Here is a 22560-nt window from a genome sequence, read left to right on the forward strand (position 1 = left end):
CGCGGCTACATTCGTTCCTGTGACCGCCGACCTGCCGTACCCCGCCCGCTGGGAGGCCGACGTCGTGCTCCGCGACGGCGGTACGGCCCTCCTGCGGCCGATCCGGTCCGACGACGCCGAACTGCTGGTGGCCTTCTACGCACGCGTGTCCGACGAATCGAAGTACTACCGGTTCTTCGCGCCGTACCCCCACCTGTCCGCGCGCGACGTCGAACGCTTCACCCAGGTCGACCACCGCGACCGGGTGGCGTTCATCCTGACCGTCGGCGACGAGATGATCGCCGTGGCCCGCTACGACCGGATCGGTCCGCGGGAGGCGGAGGCGGCGTTCCTGGTGCAGGACGCGCACCAGGGCCGGGGAGTGGGCAGCGTCCTGCTGGAGCACCTCGCCCAGGCCGCCCGGGAGAACGGCATCGAGAAGTTCACCGCCGAGGTGCTGCCGGAGAACCGCCGGATGGCCGTGGTCTTCCGGGAGGCGGGCTATGAGGTGACCGGCGACATGGAGGACGGCGTTGTCACCTTCGCCCTGGAGATCGAGCCCACGTCGATGAGCATGGCGGTGATGGGTGCGCGCGAACACCGGGCCGAGGCCCGCTCGGTGGAACGCCTGCTCACCCCGGCTTCGATCGCGGTGGTCGGCGCCAGCCGGTCGCGGGACAAGGTGGGCCAGGCGCTGGTCCGCAACCTCGTGCTCGGCGGCTTCACCGGACCGGTGTACGCCGTGAACCCGACCGCGCGCGCGGTGGCCGGCGTGCCGGCGTACGGCAGCCTGCTCGACGTTCCCGGCGAGATCGACCTCGCGGTGGTGGCTGTTCCCGCGGACGCCGTCCGCGACGTGGTGATCGACTGCGCGGCCAAGGGGGTGCACGGCCTGCTGGTCGTCTCCAGCGGGTTCGCCGAGACCGGGCGGGAGGGGCGCGAACGTCAACGCAAGCTTGCGCGGCTGGCGCGGGCGTACGGCCTGCGGGTGATCGGCCCGAGCGCGCTCGGCATCATCAACACCTCGCCCGATCTGTGCCTGAACGCGTCCCTGTCGCCGGTGGTGCCGGCGCGCGGTGCGGTCGGCTTCTTCTGCCAGTCCGGCGAGCTGGGCTCGGTGATCCTGGAGACGGTGGCCCGGCGGGGTCTCGGCCTGTCGACGTTCGTGTCCGCGGGCAACCGCGCCGACGTGTCCGGCAACGACCTGATGCAGTACTGGGGCGAGGACGCGGCGACCGAGGTGGTGCTGCTGTTCCTGGAGTCGATCGGCAACCCGCGGAAGTTCAGCCGAGTGGCCCGCCGGTTGGCGCAGACCAAACCGGTGGTGGCGGTGCGGTCCGGCCGGTTCACCCAGGGTGTGCCGATCGGCCACACCGTGCACCGTACGACCGTGCCGCAGGCCGCGGTCGACGCGATGTTCCGCCAGGCCGGGGTGATCCTGGTGGACACCCTGGACGCGATGCTCGACGTCGCCCAGGTGCTGGCGTACCAGCCGCTGCCCGCCGGGGGCGACCTCGCCATCGTCGGCAACTCCGACTCCCTCGGCATGCTGGCCGCCGACTCCGCCGCCGAGGCCGGGCTGACGGTGGTCCGGCAGGCCGGTGCGCTGCCGCCCGACGCCACCGCGGAGGACTTCGAGCGCGCGCTCGGTGAGGTGATCCACGACGAGGAGGTCGACTCCGTCCTGGCCGTGTGGGTCTCCCCGGTCGACCGCGACGGCGCCGACGTGGCCGAGGTGATCGCCCGGGTGGCGGGGGAGTGCACCAAGCCGGTGGTGGTGACGTTCCTCGGCAGCCAGGGCGTACCCGAACCCCTGCGCCGCTACGACGAGGACGGCGTGGCCGTTCGCGGCTCCGTACCCTCCTACCCGTCGCCCGACGCCGGCGTGCGCGCGCTGGCCAAGGTGACCGCGTACGCCCGGTGGCGGGCCAGCCCGCGCGGCCGGATCCCTCCGCTGGAAGGAATCGACGACGACCGCGCCCGGTCCATCGTCGCGGGCGTGCTGGCCGACCGGCCCGACGGCGGCGACGTCGAGGGCAAGGACCTGGACGACCTGCTGGCCTGCTACGGCATCGACATCTGGCCGGCGTACCCCGTCGGGTCCGCCGACGAGGCGGTGGCCACCGCCGAACGCCTGGGCTGGAACGTCGTCCTGAAGGCGACCGCGCCGCACCTGCGCCAGCGTCCCGACATGGCCGACGTGTGGCGCAACATCGACACCGAGGTGGAGATGCGGGACGCCTGGGCGACGATGGCCGGCACCATCGGCGAGCCGGAGCGGGCCGGGTTCGTGGTGCAGCAGATGGCGGCGCCGGGCGTACCCGTGGTGATCGGGTGTGCGGAGGACCAGATGTTCGGCCCGATCGTGTCGTTCGGCCTGGCGGGTGTGGCCACCGACCTGCTCGGCGACCTCGCCTACCGCATCCCGCCACTGACCGACGTCGACGCGGCGGAGATGGTCCGGGAGGTGCGCGCGGCCCCGCTGCTGTTCGGCCACCGGGGCGGCGAACACGCCGACGTCGCCGCGCTGGAGGACCTGCTGCACCGGGTGTCCCGCCTCGCGCAGGACCTGCCGGAGGTGGTGACCGCCTACCTCCAGCCGGTGCTGTCCCGCCCCAGCGGGCTCACGGTGCTCGGCGCGCGGGTGCAGGTGGTGCCGGTCGAGCCGCAGGCCCGCACCGACTGGTACGCCCGCCGGCTCACCCGGCTCTGAGCAGGGCCTCCGAACGCGACGAGGCCCGGTCCGCTTCGCAGTGGGCCGGGCCTCGTTCGGTCCTTCGTACGTACCTAGGTACGCCGTTTCGCCTTACCCTCGGCTCACAGGTCGGCGAGGGTGACGACCCGCTTCTCCTTCACCGAGGCGTACGCGCCGAGGATGACCTTCAGCACGTGCACACCCTCGACCTCGGTGTTGATCGGCCGGCGCTTGTCGGTGACGCAGGTGATGAAGTCGGCGATCTCCGCGGAGAACGCGTGCACCTCCGGGAACTCCACCGTCGTGAGCTCACCGTCGGTGGTGCGGTGGTTCAGCGTCTTGCCGTCGCTCCACAGCGTGCCCTTCTCCGCCACCACGGAGAACTTCTCGGTCACCGCCGCCGGCTGGTAGGCCCAGCTGGTGACGATGGTGCCCACGCTGCCGTCGGCGAAGCGCACCATGACCTGGGCGGAGTCCTCGCCCTCCATCTCCAGCCGGTGCCGGCTGGTCATCGCCACGACCTCCGACGGTTCGGCGGTGGCCAGGTGGAGCAGGAGGTACGTCGGGTGGTAGCCGGTGTCGATCAGCTCGCCGCCACCGGCGGTCTGCAGGCTGCCGCGCCAGCCCATGTCGGCGTTCAGGCCGCGGTTGAAGAAGCTGTCGGTGGTCCGCAGCTCGTAGACCTTGCCGAGCGCACCGCTCTGGATGAGCTCGCGGGCCTTCGCCACCGGCGGCATGAACAACTGGTTGTGCGCGCACATGAGCGTCACGCCGTTGTCCTTGACCGCCTGGGTGATCTTGGCGGCCTCGTCGGTGGTGATGCACAGCGGCTTCTCGCACAGGATGTGCTTGCCGGCCTCGGCGGCGGCGAGGATCGCGTCCGCGTGCAGGTGGTGGGGGAGGCAGATGTCGACCGCGTCGACATTCGCGGTGGCGATCAGGTCGCGGTAGTCGGAGAAGACCTGCGCACCGCCCACCTGCTCGGCGCGGGTGCGGGCGTTCTCCTCGACCACGTCGGCGACCGCGGTCACCTTCGCCCGGTCGGGGATTTCGAGGTAGCCACGGACGTGCGGGTTGGAGATGCCGCCACAGCCGATGAGCCCGACGTTCACGGTCATAGGGGAGATCCTCCTGGTAGCAACTGCGGGTTGACACGTGGTCCCGGCCGGTCTGTTCTCACAGGGTTTCCTTCGGTCGGGATGTACGGGATCTCGGCGACGCTGCCGATCTCCGCTCGTCCGGACTTCTCGTCCGGGTCAGCTCGGGGTCAGGGGAAGGTTCGGTTTCAGCGGTTCAGGCGCTCGGGTGCTCAGCCGGTCACGCTGTCGATGCGGACCGGCCCGTCGACGGCGACCGAGTGGTTCGCGGCCTCCATCAGCCGGGTGAGGTCGACGCCCATCTCGACGTTGGCAGTCGGCCGGGTGCCCTGCCCGATGTGCTCGACCCACTGGTCGAACGCGTCCGGCTGGTCGCCGGGCACGGGGAGCTCGACCCACTTCTCGCCGCCCTCGTGTCCGGGGCTGCGCACCAGCAGCTTCTGGTCGGGCGTACCGAACAGCAGGCTGCCCTTCGTACCGTGGATCTCGATGCTGAAGGGGGAGTACGTGGTGGCGAAGCCGGCCTCGACGACCCCGATCGCGCCGTTGGGGTAGCGGAGCACGGCGACCGCGTTGTCCTCGACCTGGCGGCCGGTGACGTGGCCGTAGCTCGCGCTCACCGACTCCGGCATCGCGCCGAGGAACAGCCGGGTGAGGTACATCGGGTGGCAGCCGAGGTCGACCAGGGCGCCGCCGCCGCACTGCTCGGGGTCGTAGAAGTGCTCCGGCAACCAGCCCTCGCCGACCGCGCCGCCGTGGGAGAGCCGGGTGCGGACCAGCGCGAGCTCACCGAGGTGGCCAGACTCCAGCACTTCCCTGATCGCCTGGGTGTAGCCGTGGTACAGCCTGGGCAGCGACAGGATCAGCGTCACGCCCGCCTTGTCGACCTCGGCGAGGATCTCGTTGCACTCGCGCACGGTGAGGGCGAGCACCTTCTCGGTGAAGATGTGCTTGCCGGCCCGGGCGGCGGCGCTGATCACCTCGGGGTGGATGTTGGTCGGCGTGTCCACGATCACCGCGTCCACGTCGTCGCGGGCGAGGACGTCGGCGAGGTTCTCGTGGAAGGGGACACCCAGCTTGTCCGCCTCGGCCCGGCCGCGTGCCGGGTCCTCGTCCCAGGCGGCCACGATCTCCGTGCCCGGGTGTTCCTGGGCCTGGCGGGCGTAGCCGAGGGCGTGGACGTGCCAGAAGCTGAGCATGGCGATACGAATCATCGAAACCCATTCTGTACGGGGACGAGCAGGCCGAGCCGGGCGCGAACCGGATCTTCGACCCGGGTGACGGTGATTCGAACCGATGCGACGGCTCGGCGGTTTTCTGTGCGGTCCCGACCATTCTTTCGGGGTGCGCCGGGGGCAAGTCCAACCCGCAGGGGGATACCGGCCCCGTGTGGCCGCACATGGCCAGGCGAGGAAGACTCGGGGTGAGCGGGTGTGACGGAACGAGGCGGTCGAGAGGGCTTCTCGGAAGGCTTGTCGGTGGTCGGGGCTAGCATGGCCAAGCCCTGACAAAACCCGCTCCGGGACCGTTCGGCAGGTGGCTCCACCAGGCCGCTGACCTGCTCGTTCGATCACCGGCACGCGCTACGCCAAGGCCAGACCACGCCAGATGCCGGACCACGCCGGACCACAGACCGATGCCAGAACCACCACAGCCCACCAGCCCCGCTGCCGAGGACGGAACCACCACGTGTCCGACCAGCTGATCATCCGCGGTGCCCGCGAGCACAACCTCAAGGACGTGTCCCTGGAGTTGCCGCGTGACGCCCTCATCGTCTTCACCGGCCTGTCCGGGTCGGGCAAGTCGAGCCTCGCGTTCGACACGATCTTCGCCGAGGGCCAGCGCCGCTACGTCGAGTCGCTGTCGGCCTACGCCCGGCAGTTCCTCGGCCAGATGGACAAGCCCGACGTCGACTTCATCGAGGGCCTGTCGCCCGCGGTCTCCATCGACCAGAAGTCCACCTCACGCAACCCCAGGTCCACGGTCGGCACGATCACCGAGGTCTACGACTACCTCCGGCTGCTCTACGCCCGGATCGGCCACCCGCACTGCCCGGTGTGCGGGCGTCCCATCGCCCGGCAGACACCGCAGCAGATCGTCGACCGGATTCTGGAGTTCGACGAGGGGACCCGCTTCCAGGTGCTTGCACCGCTGGTGCGCGGCCGCAAGGGCGAATACGCCGACCTGTTCCGCCAGCTCATCACCCAGGGCTACTCCCGGGTCCGGGTCGACGGCGAGGTCCACCCGCTCGGCGAGGTGCCCAAGCTCGACAAGCAGCGCAAGCACACGATCGAGGTGGTGGTCGACCGGCTCGGGCTGAAGGGCTCGTCGAAGCGGCGGCTGAACGACTCGATCGAGACCGCGCTGCACCTCGGTGGCGGACTGGTCACCCTCGACTTCGTGGACCTTCCCGAGAACGACCCTCATCGCGAGCGGGTGTGGTCGGAGCACCTGTACTGTCCCGACGACGACCTGTCCTTCGAGGAGCTCGAGCCCCGGTCGTTCTCGTTCAACTCTCCCTACGGCGCCTGCCCGGACTGCACCGGCCTGGGCACCCGGATGGAGGTCGACCCCGACCTCGTGGTGCCCGACCCGACGAAGAGCCTGGACGAGGGCGCGCTGGCGCCGTGGGCGGGCGCGCACGTCACCGACTACTTCGGGCGGCTGATCGAGGCGCTGGCCACCACCATCGGGTTCCGCACCGACACACCGTACGAACGCCTGCCGGCGAAGGTCCGCAAGGCACTGCTGCACGGCTACGCCGACCAGGTGCACGTCAGTTACCGCAACCGCTACGGCCGCGAGCGTTCCTACTACACCACCTACGAGGGCGTGATCTCCTACGTCTCCCGCCGGCACGCGGAGGCGGAGTCCGACTCCAGCAGGGAGCGGTTCGAGGGCTACATGCGCGAGGTGGCCTGCCCGAGCTGCCAGGGTTCGCGGCTGAAGCCGATCTCGCTCGCGGTGACGATCGGGGACCGGTCCATCGCCGACGCGTCGTCGCTGCCGATCGGCGACATCGCCGAGTTCCTGCGCGGCCTGGAGCTCAGCCCGCGCGAGAAGCAGATCGCCGAGCGGGTGCTCAAGGAGATCGGCGAGCGGCTGCGGTTCCTGCTCGACGTCGGCCTGGACTACCTCTCCCTCGACCGGCCCTCCGGCTCGCTGTCCGGCGGTGAGGCGCAGCGCATCCGGCTGGCCACCCAGATCGGGTCCGGGCTGGTCGGCGTTCTGTACGTGCTGGACGAGCCGTCGATCGGCCTGCACCAGCGCGACAACCACCGGCTGATCGAGACCCTGATCCGGCTCCGCGACATCGGCAACACCCTGATCGTGGTGGAGCACGACGAGGACACCATCCGCACCGCCGACTGGGTGGTCGACATCGGCCCGGGCGCCGGCGAGCACGGCGGCCAGGTGGTGCACACCGGCTCGGTCCAGGAGCTGTACGACCACCCCGACTCGATGACCGGGCAGTACCTCTCCGGCCGGCGCTCGATCCCCGTCCCCGACCTGCGCCGCCCGATCGACCCGAAGCGGCAGATCACCGTGCACAAGGCGTGGGAGCACAACCTCCGCGACGTCACGGTGTCGTTCCCGCTGGGCACGTTCATCGCGGTCACCGGCGTCTCCGGCTCGGGGAAGTCGACCCTGGTCAACGACATCCTCTACACCTCGCTCGCCAAGCAGATCTACGGCGCGCGGGAGGTGCCCGGCCGGCACCAGAAGATCACCGGCACCGACAACATCGACAAGGTGATCCACGTCGACCAGTCGCCGATCGGCCGCACGCCGCGGTCCAACCCGGCCACCTACACCGGCGTGTTCGACCACATCCGGCGACTGTTCGCGGAGACGCCGGAGGCGAAGATCCGCGGCTACCTCCCGGGCCGGTTCTCGTTCAACGTCAAGGGCGGGCGCTGCGAGGCGTGCTCCGGCGACGGGACGATCAAGATCGAGATGAACTTCCTGCCGGACGTCTACGTCCCCTGCGAGGTGTGTCACGGAGCCCGGTACAACCGGGACACCCTGGAGGTCCACTACAAGAGCAAGACGATCTCCGAGGTCCTGGACATGCCGATCGAGGAGGCGCTGGACTTCTTCGAGGCCATTCCGGCGATCTCCCGGCACCTGCGCACGCTGGTCGACGTCGGCCTGGGGTACGTCCGGATGGGGCAGTCGGCACCCACCCTGTCCGGCGGGGAGGCGCAGCGGGTCAAGCTCGCGTCGGAGCTGCAGAAGCGGTCGACCGGACGCACGCTGTACGTCCTGGACGAACCGACCACCGGACTGCACTTCGAGGACATCCGCAAGCTGCTCGGCGTGCTCGGCCGGCTGGTCGACCAGGGCAACACCGTGATCGTGATCGAGCACAACCTCGACGTGATCAAGACCGCCGACTGGCTGATCGACCTCGGTCCCGAAGGCGGCAACCGCGGCGGTGAGGTGCTCGCCGAGGGCACCCCGGAGGAGATCGCCGCCGACGAGACCAGCTACACCGGGCAGTTCCTGCGGCATGTGCTGCCCGCCTCGTCGGTCGACTCGGGCAGGGGATCCGTGCGGGTCGCGTCCGCGGCCAGCCGGTCCACCGGCGCCTCCCGGGGCACCACCACATCGACCGCCGGCAGGTCGGCTTCCGGCACGTCGGCTGCCGGCAGGCCGGCTCCGGCCAAGGCGACCGCCGGTAAGGCAGCCACCGGTAAGGCAGCCGCCACCAAGGCGGTCGGCGCCAAGGCGACCGGCACCCGCAAGGCCCCGGCGAAGAAGGCGGCTCCCGCCGCCAAGTCCGCTGCGGGTGCCCGGAAGACGGCAACCGCGAAGAAGGCGACGACGGCCAAGAAGGCGGCGAGGACGAGGAGGGCCTGAGTGGCGTCCGGCCGGGCGCTCCTCGGCGCCGGCCGGTGATCGGCTTGCCGGTCGTGGCGGTCGGTAGGGTCGAACGCATGTCTTCGCCCATCGACACCCAGGCCACCGACCTCCTGCTCACCACCACCCGGGCGGTCCGCAAGCGACTCGACCTCGACCGCCCGGTGCCGCGGGAGGTGCTGCTGGACTGCATCCGGCTCGCCGTCCAGGCGCCGACCGGAAGCAACCAGCAGGGCTGGCGCTGGGTGATCGTGACGGACCCGGACAAGCGGGCCCGGCTCGGTGAGCTGTACCGCTCCGGCGGCGCCGCCAACATGCGCGCCGCCCGCCAGGCGGAATCGCGTGGGGCGCAGCAGGACCGTGTGCAGGACTCGGCCCGCTACCTCATGGAGGTCATCGACCGGGTGCCGGCGCTGGTCATCCCGTGCATCGAGGGGCGTATCACCGACGTCCGGCACGCGGCCGGCTTCTTCGGCTCGATCCACCCTGCCGTCTGGAGCTTCCAGCTGGCGTTGCGCTCGCGGGGTCTCGGCTCGGCGTGGACGTCGTTCCACCTCGCCCACGAGGAGGAGACCGCCGAGCTGCTCGGCATCCCGCCGGACGTCACCCAGGCGGCTCTGCTGCCGGTCGCCTACACCATCGGCACCGACTTCAAGCCGGCCACCCGCCGCCCGGTCGAGGAGATCACCTACTGGGACAGCTGGGGCCACGTGGAGAAGTGAGTGCGGGTCACGCGGCGCGGCGACTGTTGCCCGGTGCTCGCGCGGCGTGACAAAGTGGCCGGGGCGCCGGGGTCATGACGGACGACTGTCTGCCTCGCCGGTCTGCCTCGTTGGTCCGGCCCACAGGGCTGTCTCGTTGGTGTGCCTCGTACGACAGGAGTGGTCGACGTGCCCCGGTTCACCCCGGATCCGACGTTCTATCCCTCACCGCGAGACGCCGCCGCCGCGCCGGTGGAGAAGCTCGCCTACGTCGCGGCGTTCGCCCGCCCGGCCGACAAGCCCGACGCGCTCGCAGTCCTCGACGTCGACGAGACCTCCGCCTCCTACGGCGAGGTGGTCGGCTGGACGGAGTTGCCCAACCTCGGCGACGAGGTGCACCACTTCGGCTGGAACGCCTGCAGCAGCGCGCTGTGCCCGACGGCGGCGCACCCGCACGTCGAACGCCGCTATCTCGTCGTACCCGGAATCCGCTCGTCCCGGATCTACGTCATCGACACCCGCGACGACCCGACCAGCCCGCGAGTCGTCAAGGTGCTGGAGGCCGACGAGCTCGGCAAGCGAGCCGGCTACTCCCGCCCCCACACCGTCCACTGTGGCCCGGAGGGCATCTACGTGTCCGCGCTCGGCGGCCACGGTGAGGAGGGCCCGGGCGGGGTGGCGATCCTGGACCACACCACGTTCGAGGTCCGCGGGCCCTGGGAGGCCGACCGCGGCGACCAGTACCTCGCGTACGACCTGTGGTGGCACATCGGCCACGACGTAGCGGTGACCAGCGAGTGGGGCACGCCGTCGATGATCGAGAACGGCGTGGTTCCCGAGCTCCTGCTGGCCAACAAGTACGGCCACCGGCTGCACTTCTGGGACCTGCGCAAACGACGCAACATCCAGACCGTCGACCTCGGCGCCCAGCACCAGATGGCGCTGGAGCTGCGCCCGGCGCACGACCCGAGGAAGCAGTACGGCTTCGTCGGCGTGGTGGTGAGCACCGAGGATCTGTCCGCGTCGGTGTGGCTGTGGACCCGCGAGGGCTCGGAGTTCGCGGTGCGGAAGGTGATCGAGATCCCGGCCGAGCCGGCCGACGCGGCCGACCTGCCGCCCGCGCTGCAGCCGTTCGGAGCGGTCCCGCCGCTCGTCACCGACATCGACCTGTCGGTCGACGACCGTTTCCTGTACGTCTCGGCGTGGGGGACGGGGGAGTTGCTGCAGTACGACGTCACCGACCCCGAGCACCCGCGCAAGACGGGGTCGGTGCGGCTCGGCGGCGTCGTCCGGCGTACGCCACATCCGGCCGTGCCGGAGCTCGCGCTGTCCGGCGGTCCGCAGATGGTGGAGGTGAGCCGCGACGGCGCCCGGGTGTATGTCTCGAACTCCCTCTACGGCGCGTGGGACGACCAGTTCTATCCCGACGGGGTAGGTGCGTGGGTGGCCAAGCTCGATGTCGATCCGCGGACAGGCGGCCTGACCCCGGACGAGCGGTTCTTCCCGCACGACACGGACTTCCGGGGCCGCCGGGTGCACCAGATCCGGCTCCAGGGCGGCGACGCCTCCTCGGACTCCTACTGCTTCCCCTGATGGCCGTACCGCTGCGATGACAGTCCGGTTCCGATGACCGTTCCCGCACCCGCGGCTGGTACCGCCGCGGACCGCCGGTCGTCAGCTACCGCCGACGACCGTCGGGTCACGACAGCCGTCCTCGTCGCGATGACCAGATGACAACGGGAACGACTCTGGCGCTGGCCGGACTCGGCGCCTTCCACGGGCTCAACCCGGCCATGGGCTGGCTGCTGGCGGTGGCGATCGGGCTGCAGGAACGCAGCCGGTGGGCGATGGCGCGCTCGCTGGCGCCGATCGGCGCCGGGCACTTCGTCTCGATCGCGGCCGTGGCGGTGGCGGTGACGGTCGGCGCGTCCGCGTGGACGACCCGGGTGGTGGCCGTCGCGGGCGGAGCGGCTCTTTTGGGTATGGGAATGTGGCGGCTGCTGTCCAAGCGGCACTTCACCTGGGTGGGGATGCGGCTTTCCGCCTGGCAGCTGGCAGCGTGGTCGTTCCTGATGGCCTCGGTGCACGGCGCCGGCCTGATGCTCGTACCCGTCCTGGCTTCCGGCGGACGCAACGGCCCGGCAGGCCATCTCGGACACACCATGGCGAGCGAGCCGGGGACGGCGGCGAAGGAGCCCGGCGGCCGGACCACCGGCCTGGGCGAGGCGGCGGTGCACGGCCTGCTCGCCGCCGGTGTGCACACCGTGGCCATGCTCGCGGTCGGCGCGGTGATCGCGTTCGTGGTCTACCAGTTCGTCGGCCTGACCATCCTGCGCACGGCCTGGATCAACCTCGACCTGATCTGGGCGGTCGTGCTGCTGGCTGCCGGACTCCTCACCCTGGTCGGTGTGCTCGTCTGAGGCCGGCTGCCGGCTCGCGGGATCCTGCCGTGCCGGGGTGTTCCGCCTGACCGGCGGGCCACCCCAGCCCGGCTGGTTGGGCGACGTCCGGTCAGTGGCGGGCGGGCAGCGGCGGCAGCGGTTCGGCCTTGCCGACCACGAACGCGTACGTGAACGCACCGATCACGGCGATGACGGCGGCCACGAGGAACGACGGCAGGTAGTTGCCCTTGTACATGTCCAGCAGCACGCCCATGACGTACGGGCTGATGATCCCGGCGATGTTGGACGCGAAGTTCTGGATCCCGCCGATCGAGGCGACGTGCCGCGAGCTCGGCGCGACGTCGCCGGGCAGCGACCAGATGCCGGTGGCGGCGACCGCCAGGCTGGTGTAGGAGATGGCCAGGAAGGCCAGCGCCAGGTAGATGTTGGCCGCCATCGCGGCGAACACGATGACCGCGCCGCCGAGCAGGCCGCCGACCATCACGGTCTTGCGCACCCGGGTGACGTCGGCTCCCCGCTGGACCGCCCGGTCACCGAGCCGGCCGGCCAGCCAGCCGAGCAGCACCGCGCAGATGCCGGGCACCATGCCGAGCGTGCCCATCTGCGCCAGGTCCATCCCGCGGGCGTCCTTGAGGTAGGTCGGGAACCACGTGAGGAAGAAGTAGATGACGAAGTTCAGGCAGAAGAAGCCGAGCATCATGCCGCGGACGGTGCGGTAGCGGAACAGCGAACGCCACTTGACCTGCGGGGCGTCGGCGTCGTCGTTCTCGTCCAGCCGGGCGCCGTTGGCCAGGATGTACTCGCGCTCCAGGTCGTTGGCGCGCGGGTGTTCGGTGGGATCGCGGTAGAAGCGGTACCAGACGAACGCCCAGATCACTCCCAGCACGCCGAGCACGATGAACGAGAAGTGCCAGCTGACCAGGGCGATCAGCCCGGTGACGATCGGCAGCGCAAGAGTGTTCCCGACCCGTGAACCGGAGTCGACGACGGCCGCGGCGAAGGCGCGTTCGTGCCGGGGAAACCAGCGGGAGTTGGCCTTCGTCGCCGCGGGGTACGCCGGGCTCTCACCGGCGCCGAGGGCAAAGCGCACAGCGAACAGCGACCAGAAGCCGCGGGCGAACGAGGTGAGGATGGTGAAGATCGACCACCACACCGCCGCGAACGTCAACGCGCGCCGGGGCCCGGCCCGGTCGGCGAACCAGCCGGCGAGCAGCATGAACCCGTCGTACGCCCAGAAGAACGCCCCGAAGATGAGGCCCTTCTGCGCGTTGGTGAGCTCGAGGTGCAAGCTCTCCTGCATGAACGGCAGCGCCACGGCGAGGTTCGCGCGGTCGAGGTAGTTGAGAGTCAGTCCGGCGAACGCGATCCACAGGACCACGTAACGCGCCCGGCTGGCCCCCGCGGGCGGCTTGGGAGCCGTCTCCGTTCTCTGTTGCGAAGACGTGGCCATGCATCCTCCGAACTTCCGTGCGGACACTCGAGCGCTGTCGCCACGGATTCAGCTGACCATCAGATGAATCGAAGCAAAGCGGCCGCCATTCTGGAGCCTGTCGCGGGGCGGCCGTCAACCAGGCGACGCTCAGCCGGGGGAAAACCTGACCGAACGTGGACAGAAAGTAGTCAAAGGGAAGTAAAGGCGTACCACCCCCGGAAATCGGCCCGGGGGAGGTACGCCGGCTGGTCCGGTGAGCGGGGTCGCCCTGCGGAGTCGGGGGTGAGGGACTGGTGGGGATCCGGGTCAGTCCTTGCCCCAGGTCACCTTCTCCACCTGGCCGGACACCACCGAACGCGCCGCCGTCTCGGCCAGTGCGAGGCTGGCGAGGTTGCGGCGGCCGGAGCTTTCCGGTTCCTCGCCTGCCTCGACGGCGCGGGCGAACTCCGCCAGTGATCCCGCCCGGCCGATGTAGGGGACGTCGAGCATCGTCACCGGCTCGGCGGCCGGTCCCTCCTCGCCGCGCCGGGTCACCCGGATGTGATCACCCTCGGGCGAGCCCGCGGGCCCGTCCCGGCCCGTCCAGTAGATCTCGCCGTTCTCGCACTCCAGGTGCCACGCGCCCGACCACGCGGTGGGCTCGCCCGAGCTCACCCAGCTGCCGCGGTAGCTGACCACGCTGCCGCCGTCGAAGGTGACGGTGAGGACTGCCGAGGCCTCCTCCTTGAACCGGCTCCACGGTGGGTCGGTGACCTGGGTGTACACCGAGACCGGATCCTGGCCGAGCACCATCCGCATCAGGTCGAAGTGGTGGATCGCCATGTCGTACAGCAGCGGATGGACGAGCTGGTAGTGGCGGTGGCCGGCCTCCGGCGCGTTGTTCGCCCACTTGCGGAAGTCGACGTGGACGGTGCCCAGACGGCCGAGCGCCTTGTCGGCGACCAGCCGGGCGGCGGTGCGGGCAGCGGGGTAGAAGCGGTAGTTCTGGCTCACCATCACGGTCCGGCCGGCCTGCTCCGCGGCGGCGAGGACCTCGTGCGCCTCCGCGACCGTGGGAGCGAACGGCTTCTCCACCAGGACGTGCTTGCCCGCGTGCAGCGCCTCGACCGCCAGCGGGACGTGCGCCCCGACGGTGGCGGTGACGAGCACCGCGTCGGCGGGCACCTTGTCCATCGCCTCACCCAGCGAGGTGAAGCACTGCTCCTCGGGTATGCCGGCTCGCTTGCGTGCCTTGGCCAGCGCGGTGGGGTCGGCGTCGACGACCGCGACGCGTTCGATGGTGGGTACGCGCGGAACGGCGTTGACCGCCCAGTCGCCGCCCCATCCGCCGATGCCTACATGGATCAACCGCAGTGCCACGGTGATGCGCTCCTCGTGTCGTTCGTCTGTCGAGCGGTCAACCGCCCGACTGGTCACTCAGGGCCTGCCATGCCGGCAGACCCTACGAGCCTGGCGAGGAGTCGGTGCCCGGGGCGAGCCGATGCCCGATGGTGGCCAGCCGGGTGGCGCGAGGAGGTCGCGGTCAGTAGCGGCGGTACGCCCTGAGCACGCGCAGTGCCCCGAGCGTGACGATCGCGCGCCACTCCCGGGTGGCCGTCTCACCCGGCGCGTCCCACGAGATCGGCCAACTGCCGTCGGGCTGCTGCGCCGCCGCGAGTGCGTCCAGGTGCGCCTGCACGGTGTCGTCGGGGAAGAACCGGCGACGTGGGCTGTCCGGGCGCGGCGCGAACTGCAGCGGTGTGAGGCCGTAACCGCTGCCCGGCCACAACTGGAACAGCGCGAGCTCGCCCAGCCGGGCGCCCAGCGCGTCGTGGGCCCGCTCGGCGCGCCCGCGGTCGGGATCGGTCTCCAGGAACCGGAGCACGCACAGGGCGGTGTGCGCGTCGGTCACCGCGTCGGGGCGGTCCAGTTGGCGCCAGCAGAACGCCGCGGCGGCCTCGACCCAGGGGTGGTCGATCCCGAGGGCGCGGAAGCGCCCGGCCAGCGCGGCGGTGGGGTTGAGTCCGGCCGGATCCTCGCCCGCGCCCCAGTGCTCGGCCCGCGCGTGGGCGGCCACCGTGGGCAGCACGATGGGCACGCCACCGCCGTCGGTGGCCACTCCCGCGAGGTAGTCGCCGGTGCCGGCGAGCAGGTCGCGAGCCGGACCCGGATCCTTGGTGGTGGCCGCGAGGTCGTCCAGCACGTCGAGGGCGAAGTCGGCGAACAGCGGCTGGCTGTCAGGGGTGCGGGCGTCGGGTTCGAGCGCGTGGCCGAAGCCGCCGTCGGGGTTGCGGTGCGCGCGCAGGGCGGCCAGAACGGCGGGCACGGCCGACAGGTCGTCGTCGAGGTGGACCTGGGCGAGGCGGCGTTCGAGGATCCGGCCCTCGGAACCGACGAAGGCCCGGGCCCGGCCCACGTCCACCGTGGCCGGGGTGCCGGCCGAGGAGTTGGTTGGCGAACTCATGGCGGGACGTTATCCGCGCCCACCGACAACCTGCTTGTACGGAACGGACGTCGCGTCAGAACCCCGGCCGGGAGAGCGGTGATCGGGTCCGCCGCCCCGGCCGGCCGGCGGCGCGGGGGCGTGATCCGCCCGAAGGAGTGCGCTCGCCGTGGAGCCGGCCAGGTCCCGGCAGTCCCGGGCGAGGTGGGCCTGGTCGGTGTAGCCGGCCGCGGCGGCGAGGTCGGCGAGTGTGGCCCGCGGATGCCGGCGGGCGAGGTCACGGACGCGTACCAGCCGGGCGACCCGGGCGAACATGGCCGGTCCGTAGCCCACGGCGGCAGCGAACCGGCGCCGGAACTGCCGTTCTCCCAGCGGGACCTCCGCCAGCGTTTCCCCCACCCGCCGGCCGCCCGCGGTGAGCACGCGCACCACGTGCTCGACCTCCCGATCCGGCTCGCGGGTCCCGGCCCGGTCCAGTCGGCCGGCGACCAGGGCCGCGAGGTGACCCGGTCGTTCGACCAGCTCGCGGGTCGCCCGCGCACCGGCCGCGCCCCACAGGTCGGCCAGGTCGACCCGCTGGTCCCGCAGGTCCGCCGCGGAAACACCGAGCACGCGGGCGGCCCGGCCGATCCGGAACCGCAGCCCGTGGACGGGCACGCCGAGGTCGTACGGGGAGAACCAGGGGCCGGTGTCCGGGCCGGCCACGAACACCCGGTCCGGCGCGACCACGATGTCCAGGCACCCGTCGGGAAGGATCGGCGCGATCCCTCCGAACGAGGACCGCCACAGGCAGCGCACGTCGCCGGCGAGGGCGGCCGGCGCGGGAACCTCGGCGTACGTCGTGCTCACGGCCTCACGCTAACGCCGCCCACCCCCGGCGCCGGATCCGGACGAGTCCCGATGAGTCCGTGCGGACCGGGCAAGCCGCACGGACACCGCGGAATGCCCGGTTCGGCGCCGCCGGCGCCGATGAACCACACTGGGGCCATGGCTCTCCCCGGCTGGCTGTCCGACCTCATCCGAGGGCCGGGCGGACGCGGCGACCGAGCGCGGCCGCCGGACGCCCACACCCGGTCGGCAGCGCTGGCCGCTCTCGGCGGCGACGGATGCGCGGTGTGCCGGATCGCCCTGGAAGCCGGCCAGCGGTGGTTCTTCGCGTACGAGAACGACACCCGCGTCGATCTCGGCCTCCGCGAACGCCTGGAACGCTCGTTCGGTTTCTGCGCGCCACACACCCGGCACCTGCTCGACCTCGGTGCGTCGACGTCCTGGCTGGCCCGTTGGGTGTTCGCCGACGTCGCCCGGGCCGCGGTGGGGGCGGTCGCCGCGCCGGAGCCTCCCTCGATCGGGCCGTGCCCGGCGTGCGAGGCGGTCGAGCGGGCCGAGCGGGACGCGGTGCGCAACCTCGCCTCCGGGCTGTTCGACCAGGACGTCCGTGAGCTGCTGCTCGCCGGCGACGGGTTCTGCCGCGCACACGGGCTGGCGGTGCTGCGGCGCACCGGGCGGGACCAGGCCCGGCTGGTGGCGATGATGCTGGACGAGCGGCTGAGCAAGGACCCGGTGACCGCCCGCGACGTGCTGGTCGGCGCGCAGCCCGACGCGCCGAGACGGCGCAGGCTGCGCGAACGCACCGCCGAGCGCGTGCTCGCCGCGGAGGAGGCGGGCAGGACTGCCCGGCCACTGGGTGACGCCGACGTCGTACTGGACTGGCCGTGCTGCCCGATGTGTGCCGCCGGCCACCTGGTCGAGTGGCGCTACCTGCACTGGCTGGTCGACCTGCCCGAAGCCGAGGCGGCGGAGCTGCGGGGCGGGGCGACCTTGTGCGCGGAACACCTGGCCGACCTGGCCGGGGTGCGGATCACCTCCGGTGACGTGGGCGCGGTCCGGCTCACCGAGGACGGCCTGCTCGCTCCGGTGGCCCAGGTGATCGAGCACGTGGCGCAGCTGTGGAGCAAGGACCTGCGTACCTTCGTCGGCCGGTTGGACGGCGCGTCGGCGGGTGCGGCGCGGGCCGCGGCCGCGGACGTCGGACAGTGGATTCGTTGCCATCTGTGCGAACGTCGCGCGGCCGCGGTCCAGCGCACCGAACGGCTGCTCGGGCTGGTCGCCGCGGACCCGGCCTACGCCGGGCGGCTGCACGACGCACACGGGGTCTGCCTCCGGCACGGCCTGGGCACCCGGCTTCCGGCGCCCTGGCAGCAGCTCCTGCGGGCCCGGACCGGTCTGCTGTGCTACGAGCTCGACGAGGCAGAACGCAAGGCGGGCTGGGACGCGCGGTGGGAGATCCGCGGCGCCGAGATGGCCGTCTGGCGGCGCGCACCGTACCTCCTGGACGGCCAGGTCCTCGGTCCGGCGGTCCCGGACGCCGACGGCTCCGCTCACGCGTAAGGACATACCGGTCGCCGGCGGGAGTCGGCGGTTCAGTGCATCCCCTTCGTGGCGTGCACCCGGATGCGGCGGTAGTCGATCCACCAGTGGCCGTCGCGGTACAGGCTTCTGCGCATCGTCTCCTCGAGACGGGTGAAGAACGAGTCCTGGTCGGGAACGTCGGCGATCAGGTCGGCACAGAACATCCGCACCCAGTTGACCAGGCCGTCCGGGCCCTCCAGCGGCGTCGGACGGTCGAACAGCCAGGCGGCGTCCACCTGGAACCGTCCCGCCTCCTCCAACGTGGAGGTGTATTCGCCGATGGTCGGGAAGTAGAACCCGTGGATGGCGATCGGCAGCCCGAGCTCCGACCGGACCCGCCAGATACCGCTCACGACCCGCTGGATGTTGCCCGAGCCGCCGAACTCGGTGACGAACCTGCCGCCGTCGCGCAGCGCGTTGGAGATCGCCTCCGTCGCGCCGTAGCTGTCGTCCACCCAGTGCAGGGTGGCGTTGCTGAAGACGGCGTCGAACTCCCCGTGATAGCCGAGGCCGCAGACGTCGGCCACCTCGAACGGATGGTCGGGGTATTTCTCCCGTGCCCTGGCAACCATCTCCGGGCTGGCGTCGACCCCGATCGCGTCCACGCCGCGGGCCCGCAGGGCGGCGACGTGGTCGCCGGTGCCCGAGCCGACGTCGAGGACGCGTTCGCCGGGCTGGGCGTCGAGCAAGTCCAGAGCGTCGCCACCCCGGGCGGCGACGAAGCCGTGCTTGCCGTCGTACAGGTCTGCGTTCCACTTCACTGCGGTCATGGGGGAAACCTACTCTCGAAAGTCCATCATGCGAGATTCGAATCTCGCTATTCGGTCACGGCGATAGTCGGAGCTCAACGGCTCAGGCGGCGCAACGCGGGAATCGCCAAGCAGACCTGGCGATCGGCGTGGAGACTCGCCAGCGGGTGCCAGGCGACGGCTGTGATCACCTGGGCGTCCGCGGCGAGCTCGGGATCGAAGCCCGTCGTCGCGACCGCCGCGGGATCCACCTTCACCAGAAAGCAGGTCTCCGCCGCCGGCGCGCTGCCGGGAGTTCGATGGCGCCGAACGTAGAGCAGCCCACCGACAGTCCCGACGAGCCCGGTTTCCTCGCGTACCTCACGGAGTACGGCCTCCTCGAGCGTCTCGCCGTCCTCGACCCCGCCGCCGGGCAGCGTCCAGTACGCGCGAGTGCTCTCGACGTGCCGGACCATCAGCACCTTCGGTAGGGCCGGGTCGCGGAGGACCACCGCGCACACCCGTTCCCGCGCGGGTCCGGGATCCGGCAGTCCGTCGTCGGGCACGGGCGAACCCTCAGCCGGGCCAGACCAGGCCGCCGGCCGCGAAGCCGAGGAACGCCGCGCCCAGCCCGGCCAGCAGGTTGGCGCCGACGTTCGCGGCGGCCGGGAGGAACGCGCCGTCCTCGACCAGGCGCAGCGTCTCGAAACCGAACGTCGAGTAGGTCGTCAGCGCGCCGCAGAAGCCGGTGGCCACCAGGGCGTACGTGGTCGGGCCGAGGCCGTGCGCCGCGCTGCCCGCCGCGACCACGCCGAGCACCAGGCTGCCCACGACGTTGACCGTGAGCGTTCCCCAGGGGAAGGCGGCACCGTGGCGTTGCTGCACCAGCCGATCGAGGTGGTAGCGCAGGGGAGCGCCCACCATCCCGCCGGCCAGTACGGCGAGCACCACGCTCATGCGTCCGGCCCGTCCGGCCCGTCCGGCCCGTCCGAGGAGTCCTGTGCCGCGCGCCCGACGTACCGCACGACCTCGACGTCCTCGACGATCACCAGCCCTTCGGTGACCAGTTCGTCCAACTGGGGAAGGAACTCCTCGATCCGCTCCGCCGAGTCGACGACGACGATCGACAGGGGGAGGTCCTCGGACAGGCTGAGGAACCGCCCGGTGTGCAGGTGCCGGGACGCGCCGTACCCCTCGATGCCGCGGATCACGGTGGCGCCGGCGAGCCCGGCCTGCCTGGCCCGGTGGACGATCTCGGCGTAGACGGGCCTGTGGTGCCAGCGGTCGTCCTCGCCGACGAAGACGGTGAGCCGTTTGGCCGGCCCCTGGAGCGGGTTCATCGGGAGTCACCTCGCTGGTACGTGGTTTCGGGGACGGGCTGTCCGGCGCGGGACCGCCGCGGATACGCACGGACGGCGAGCCGGGTCAGGTGGGCGCCGAACCACACCGCGACCAGGGCGGCGGCGACCGTGCCGAACAGGTAGAGGAGCCCGGTGGCCGTCTGCCCGGCGGCCAGCAGCGCACGCGTCTGCACGGCGTACGTCGAGAACGTCGTGAAGCCCCCCAGGATGCCGATGCCGAGGAACGGCCGCCACAACCGGTGCGCCACCCACACCTCGAGCAGCAGCGTCATCAGCACGCCGATCAGGGCGCAGCCGATGACGTTGACGAGGAGCGTTCCCCACGGAAAGGCCCCGGAGCCGTCCGGGACCGCCACGGTGAGGCCGTATCTGGCGAGGGCGCCGAGGGCGCCGCCCGCGGCGATCACCGCGGTGGTGCCGGGATGTCCGGTCCTGGTGTGGGTGGTGCGGGTGTGGGTGGTGCGGGTGTGGGTGGTGCGCCTGACCATAGTTCCTCCCATTGCGCGCGGATACTGCGCAACAGGGACCGTTGGCGGCGCCGATGCCGCGGTTTGTGCCGGCGAGCCCCACCGCCGGTGAACCGGCATTCAGGATAGGGCACGCCGGTCACCGCCGGGTCGGCAGCGGAGCCGGTGAGCCGGCCCTGCGTCAGGCGACCGGCTCACCGGCTCCGGAGTCGGGCAGTCACCGGCTCCAGAGCACCGCCGACGGCTGCCCTGCGGTCAGCGCCACGTCACCCGACCAGGACACGAACGACGGCTGGGGGAGGTAGTCCTGCCCCAGCAGGAAGCCGCGCTCGATGCCGGTGACGTGGACCGTGGCACCGGAGTCGGTGCCGACCACGACGCGGTGGGCGGTGATCTCGGCGATGTCGTCCTGGGTCGTACCGGCCGGCAGCTCCACCGTGGTCGCGGCCGGGTCGTCGCGCTGCAGGGACCAGCTCGGCTCCTCGTGGTGGGACAGGTAGACCGTGTCACCGGACTTCAGGCGTACGCCCAGCGCGACGCCCACCCAGGACGAGCCGGAGTTGGGTCCGTCGGTGGACTTCTTCACCACCGCGTACAGGTAGTTGCGCTGGTCGCTGACCTCGGGGGTGGACGGCGTGCCGGCCGCGGGCGCCTCGATCTTGCCCTCGCGGATCATCTCCTTGGCCATCACGAGGTACGTCCAGGGGTTGGCGTCCATGACCGCCTCGCGGGCCTTGCCGGCCGGCCGGGTCCGCAGCGCCGACGGGAAGAACCGCATCGGGTTGTCCACCACGTCACAGACGTTGTTGTTGGAGGTGCACGTCTGCAGCTGCGGGTGGTCGCCCTGGTAGCTGCCCTGGAAGTGCAGCGTCTGGTGGTTCGGCGCCTGGTAGGTGTCGCTGCCCGGCACCCGCTCACCGTGCTCGTCCAGCTCGACCGCGTAGATCCACTCGATGTCGGTCGTCCGCCCCCAGCGGGCCATCAGCGCCGGGGTGTTGGTGCCGCCGTCCTCGTTGCTCCAGATGATCGAGTACGTCAGCCGGGTGTGTCCGGGTGCGGAGGCCGACGCGGACTCGTGCCAGGCGATCAGCGGGGTGTCGGTGGTGGCGTTCTGGTTCGCGTCGCCGTACGCCGCGAGGTCGCGGCCGTGCAGGATCGGCGCGAACCGCAGGGCCGGGTAGTCCGCGTCGGCGCTGCCGCGCACGTCGAGGGCGAAGCGGGACACCTCGACCCGTTGCGCGACGGGCGCCGACCGCTCGCCGGCGAACCTCAGCTCGACGATGTGCGGGCCGCGGTTCAGGTGGCCGAGGGCGAGCTGCTGCGCGACCGGTGCGTCGCCGGTGACCACGACGTCGGTCTCGTACGTCCGGTCGACGTACACCGACAGCACGGCCGACTCCTTGCCGCGTACGGCCCAGTCGGTGCCCGGCGCGGCGACGGTCAGGTCCAGCAGGGCCTCCCCGGAGGTGGCCGCCCGGACGGGGACCCGCACCGGCTGCCCGTCCCGGCGTACCGCGAAGGACGACGGCTGGCGGTCCCCGGTCGCGGTCGCGGCCGTGCCGGACGAGATCCCGCCGGACGGGCCGGACGGGCCGGACGAGGCCGGGGCCGGGGCCGTCAGCGCACCGGCCGGTGCGGCGAGGCAGGTGAGGGCGGCGAGGGACGCTGCTCCCACCGCCGCGGTGAGGGCACCGGAACGACGAACACGCATCTGCTTCCTCCAAGAAGGGTTCGAGCCCGGGTTCACGCCCGGGCCGATGGCGGGTCGATGCCGAGATCGGGCGAGGGTCACCAGCTTCGTGGGAATCCTTCGGCGGGGACAGCAGACGCGGGACGAACTTCTGGCCAACTCCGGTTGCCTCACCGTCACGCTCGGTCCCGACCGAGCGGGCCCCGGACGGAGCGCCCCTGGACGGAGCGCCTCTGGCCGAGCGCCCCGGACGGAGTGGCCGCGGAGCGAGCGTCACCGGGACCGAGAGCCGCGAACGCTCGCGGCCTAGGTCG

Annotated in this window: 18 protein-coding genes; 6 read left to right on the plus strand and 12 right to left on the minus strand. The window is 71.6% G+C overall.

The window, feature by feature from the left end:
* Positions 1-19: 19 nt before the first annotated feature.
* Positions 20-2692, plus strand: a complete 2673-nt coding sequence (locus FHR37_RS09680; protein WP_237768817.1) for a bifunctional acetate--CoA ligase family protein/GNAT family N-acetyltransferase — start codon at positions 20-22, stop codon at positions 2690-2692.
* 104 nt (positions 2693-2796) lie between these two features.
* On the opposite strand, the gene FHR37_RS09685 is transcribed toward FHR37_RS09680, so the two are convergent.
* On the minus strand, positions 2797-3792 hold the full coding sequence (locus tag FHR37_RS09685) for a Gfo/Idh/MocA family protein (RefSeq protein ID WP_092883695.1): 996 nt from the start codon (positions 3790-3792) through the stop codon (positions 2797-2799).
* A gap of 191 nt (positions 3793-3983) precedes the next feature.
* A complete protein-coding gene (locus tag FHR37_RS09690; RefSeq protein WP_092883696.1) occupies positions 3984-4985 on the minus strand; it encodes a Gfo/Idh/MocA family protein in 1002 nt (333 codons plus the stop codon).
* A gap of 475 nt (positions 4986-5460) precedes the next feature.
* On the opposite strand from FHR37_RS09690, the gene uvrA reads away from it, so the two are divergent.
* From uvrA to FHR37_RS09710, 4 genes are all read left to right on the plus strand, one after another.
* On the plus strand, positions 5461-8634 hold the full coding sequence (gene uvrA / locus FHR37_RS09695; protein ID WP_092883697.1) for an excinuclease ABC subunit UvrA: 3174 nt from the start codon (positions 5461-5463) through the stop codon (positions 8632-8634).
* A 77-nt stretch (positions 8635-8711) separates the two neighbouring features.
* On the plus strand, positions 8712-9356 hold the full coding sequence (locus tag FHR37_RS09700; RefSeq protein WP_092883802.1) for a nitroreductase family protein: 645 nt from the start codon (positions 8712-8714) through the stop codon (positions 9354-9356).
* 168 nt (positions 9357-9524) lie between these two features.
* Entirely contained in the window at positions 9525-10928 is a 1404-nt protein-coding gene (locus FHR37_RS09705; protein ID WP_092883803.1) for a selenium-binding protein SBP56-related protein, read from the plus strand.
* A gap of 137 nt (positions 10929-11065) precedes the next feature.
* Positions 11066-11755, plus strand: coding sequence for a hypothetical protein (locus tag FHR37_RS09710; RefSeq protein ID WP_092883698.1), 690 nt, complete (start codon positions 11066-11068; stop codon positions 11753-11755).
* A gap of 91 nt (positions 11756-11846) precedes the next feature.
* On the opposite strand, the gene FHR37_RS09715 is transcribed toward FHR37_RS09710, so the two are convergent.
* The 4 genes from FHR37_RS09715 to FHR37_RS33040 form a co-directional block, all read right to left on the minus strand.
* On the minus strand, positions 11847-13187 hold the full coding sequence (locus FHR37_RS09715; RefSeq protein ID WP_092883699.1) for an MFS transporter: 1341 nt from the start codon (positions 13185-13187) through the stop codon (positions 11847-11849).
* A gap of 288 nt (positions 13188-13475) precedes the next feature.
* Positions 13476-14528, minus strand: a complete 1053-nt coding sequence (locus FHR37_RS09720; RefSeq protein ID WP_092883700.1) for a Gfo/Idh/MocA family protein — start codon at positions 14526-14528, stop codon at positions 13476-13478.
* 163 nt (positions 14529-14691) lie between these two features.
* Entirely contained in the window at positions 14692-15612 is a 921-nt protein-coding gene (locus tag FHR37_RS09725; RefSeq protein ID WP_092883701.1) for a hypothetical protein, read from the minus strand.
* A gap of 9 nt (positions 15613-15621) precedes the next feature.
* Positions 15622-16440: a helix-turn-helix domain-containing protein gene (locus tag FHR37_RS33040; protein WP_202818103.1), complete on the minus strand. Its 819-nt coding sequence runs from the start codon at positions 16438-16440 to the stop codon at positions 15622-15624.
* 138 nt (positions 16441-16578) lie between these two features.
* On the opposite strand from FHR37_RS33040, the gene FHR37_RS09735 reads away from it, so the two are divergent.
* On the plus strand, positions 16579-17979 hold the full coding sequence (locus tag FHR37_RS09735) for a hypothetical protein (protein WP_092883702.1): 1401 nt from the start codon (positions 16579-16581) through the stop codon (positions 17977-17979).
* Positions 17980-18011: 32 nt separating this feature from the next.
* Here the strand turns inward: FHR37_RS09735 and FHR37_RS09740 are convergent, their stop codons facing one another.
* The 6 genes from FHR37_RS09740 to FHR37_RS09765 form a co-directional block, all read right to left on the minus strand.
* On the minus strand, positions 18012-18770 hold the full coding sequence (locus FHR37_RS09740; protein ID WP_092883703.1) for a class I SAM-dependent methyltransferase: 759 nt from the start codon (positions 18768-18770) through the stop codon (positions 18012-18014).
* A 74-nt stretch (positions 18771-18844) separates the two neighbouring features.
* The gene (locus FHR37_RS09745; protein WP_092883704.1) at positions 18845-19294 is read right to left on the minus strand and encodes an NUDIX domain-containing protein; all 450 of its coding nucleotides are present in this window, start codon (positions 19292-19294) and stop codon (positions 18845-18847) included.
* Between the two features lie 10 nt (positions 19295-19304).
* Positions 19305-19685, minus strand: coding sequence for a fluoride efflux transporter CrcB (gene crcB, locus FHR37_RS09750; RefSeq protein ID WP_092883705.1), 381 nt, complete (start codon positions 19683-19685; stop codon positions 19305-19307).
* Positions 19682-20068 carry a DUF190 domain-containing protein gene (locus FHR37_RS09755; RefSeq protein WP_092883706.1) on the minus strand — a complete coding sequence of 129 codons (387 nt, stop codon included), beginning with the start codon at positions 20066-20068 and terminating at the stop codon, positions 19682-19684. Before FHR37_RS09755 ends, crcB (FHR37_RS09750) begins: the two co-directional genes overlap by 4 nt.
* Positions 20065-20577 carry a fluoride efflux transporter CrcB gene (gene crcB, locus FHR37_RS09760; protein ID WP_092883707.1) on the minus strand — a complete coding sequence of 171 codons (513 nt, stop codon included), beginning with the start codon at positions 20575-20577 and terminating at the stop codon, positions 20065-20067. The genes FHR37_RS09755 and crcB (FHR37_RS09760) overlap by 4 nt, the downstream gene beginning before the upstream one ends.
* A gap of 196 nt (positions 20578-20773) precedes the next feature.
* The gene (locus FHR37_RS09765; protein ID WP_092883708.1) at positions 20774-22267 is read right to left on the minus strand and encodes a hypothetical protein; all 1494 of its coding nucleotides are present in this window, start codon (positions 22265-22267) and stop codon (positions 20774-20776) included.
* Positions 22268-22560: the final 293 nt, after the last annotated feature.

Source organism: Actinopolymorpha cephalotaxi, assembly GCF_013408535.1.
Classification (GTDB): Bacteria; Actinomycetota; Actinomycetes; order Propionibacteriales; family Actinopolymorphaceae; genus Actinopolymorpha; species Actinopolymorpha cephalotaxi.

What these genes read in the sequence shown, in the direction of transcription:
- FHR37_RS09685 (WP_092883695.1), bottom strand. Translation starts at nt 3,792, where the DNA reads ATGACCGTGAACGTCGGGCTCATCGGCTGTGGCGGCATCTCCAACCCG.
- FHR37_RS09690 (WP_092883696.1), bottom strand. Translation starts at nt 4,985, where the DNA reads ATGATTCGTATCGCCATGCTCAGCTTCTGGCACGTCCACGCCCTCGGC.
- FHR37_RS09700 (WP_092883802.1), top strand. Translation starts at nt 8,712, where the DNA reads ATGTCTTCGCCCATCGACACCCAGGCCACCGACCTCCTGCTCACCACC.
- FHR37_RS09710 (WP_092883698.1), top strand. Translation starts at nt 11,066, where the DNA reads ATGACAACGGGAACGACTCTGGCGCTGGCCGGACTCGGCGCCTTCCAC.
- FHR37_RS09715 (WP_092883699.1), bottom strand. Translation starts at nt 13,187, where the DNA reads ATGGCCACGTCTTCGCAACAGAGAACGGAGACGGCTCCCAAGCCGCCC.
- FHR37_RS09725 (WP_092883701.1), bottom strand. Translation starts at nt 15,612, where the DNA reads ATGAGTTCGCCAACCAACTCCTCGGCCGGCACCCCGGCCACGGTGGAC.
- FHR37_RS09735 (WP_092883702.1), top strand. Translation starts at nt 16,579, where the DNA reads ATGGCTCTCCCCGGCTGGCTGTCCGACCTCATCCGAGGGCCGGGCGGA.
- FHR37_RS09740 (WP_092883703.1), bottom strand. Translation starts at nt 18,770, where the DNA reads ATGACCGCAGTGAAGTGGAACGCAGACCTGTACGACGGCAAGCACGGC.
- crcB (WP_092883705.1), bottom strand. Translation starts at nt 19,685, where the DNA reads ATGAGCGTGGTGCTCGCCGTACTGGCCGGCGGGATGGTGGGCGCTCCC.
- FHR37_RS09755 (WP_092883706.1), bottom strand. Translation starts at nt 20,068, where the DNA reads ATGAACCCGCTCCAGGGGCCGGCCAAACGGCTCACCGTCTTCGTCGGC.
- crcB (WP_092883707.1), bottom strand. Translation starts at nt 20,577, where the DNA reads ATGGTCAGGCGCACCACCCACACCCGCACCACCCACACCCGCACCACC.
- FHR37_RS09765 (WP_092883708.1), bottom strand. Translation starts at nt 22,267, where the DNA reads ATGCGTGTTCGTCGTTCCGGTGCCCTCACCGCGGCGGTGGGAGCAGCG.